The sequence below is a fragment of the Azospirillum doebereinerae genome, from assembly GCF_003989665.1.
Classification (GTDB): Bacteria; Pseudomonadota; Alphaproteobacteria; order Azospirillales; family Azospirillaceae; genus Azospirillum; species Azospirillum doebereinerae.
The window spans coordinates 1-998 of record NZ_RZIJ01000077.1; the positions used below are offsets into that span (position 1 = coordinate 1).

At 66.6% G+C, this 998-nt stretch carries 2 protein-coding genes; both read right to left on the minus strand.

Features of this window, described 5'->3' with window-relative positions; translation table 11 throughout:
- Positions 1–241: 241 nt before the first annotated feature.
- Positions 242–634 carry a hypothetical protein gene (locus tag EJ913_RS31250; protein WP_127005226.1) on the minus strand — a complete coding sequence of 131 codons (393 nt, stop codon included), beginning with the start codon at positions 632–634 and terminating at the stop codon, positions 242–244.
- The coding region (locus EJ913_RS32275; RefSeq protein ID WP_244939575.1) for a hypothetical protein at positions 631–998 on the minus strand (368 nt) is incomplete at its 5' end. The genes EJ913_RS31250 and EJ913_RS32275, both read right to left, overlap by 4 nt.

Here is a 998-nt window from a genome sequence, read left to right on the forward strand (position 1 = left end):
GGTGGAGCAGCCCGGTAGCTCGTCAGGCTCATAACCTGAAGGCCGCAGGTTCAAATCCTGCCCCCGCAACCAAATCAGCCAGCAATCCCAAGGGGTTGCTGGCTTTCTTGTTTCTGGTCTGTGTCCGTCTCAAAACCATGTCCGTGTGATGTCCGTAAATCGGATGTCGCCGGATGTCGCGTTTGCTCCGCTTTGGAGAACACCGGAACAGGCGGAACACCGGGAACATGGGGGCACCGCCCTATCGGCCCGCCGGCACCTTGCCCGCGTCGATCAGCATCCGTCCCCATGCCCGCCAGATCGGCAGAAGGTCCACGATGGCCGCCAGCGAGAGGGCAGGGGGACCAACTCCGACAGGGGTGCGGCCCCGCTTCCTCGCGGCCTTCACCTGCCGAAGCCGAACGCGGTCGATCTCCTCCCGCCAGCCGTCGGGACCCGCCGCGGCAACCGACTTCAGGAAGGCGGCCAGTTCGGCGTCGGCCATGACGACGGCTTTGTCGTGACGCGAGCACCAGCCCGATGGCTTGGCCCCCGACTCGTGGAACAGCCGCCGCATCGATCGGGCGATGTCGATGTCGCGACGGCGGGCAAGCCAGTCGCGGACGGCCGTCGCCGTGTCGGTGGTCGCGGTCATACCGAAGGCCCTCCGTAACGGTAGCCGGGATCGGTGTCGTTGGCGACCTTCGCCGCCGCCGTCGGCATCCCCAACGTCCGCTTCAGGTGCTCGGGCATCGGCTCGGCGGGAGCCTGTCGCTCGGGCACGCCGCAGGCGGCGACGGGAACGGGATCGGCGACGTTGGCCGCCTCGCCGTCCATGGCGGCCTTCCAATCAGGATGGCGGGAGAGGCACCAGTCGGCGGCCTTCTGTGCGTCCGAACTGGCTCTGAAGATTTCCCGCTTGTCGCCCTTCAGCACCTCGATCGTAAGCGTCTGCCGAACGCCGCCTTGTTGGGGGTGAGGAAGTAGGTGAAGAGCGGGTCTACGGAGGCTCCATTGGA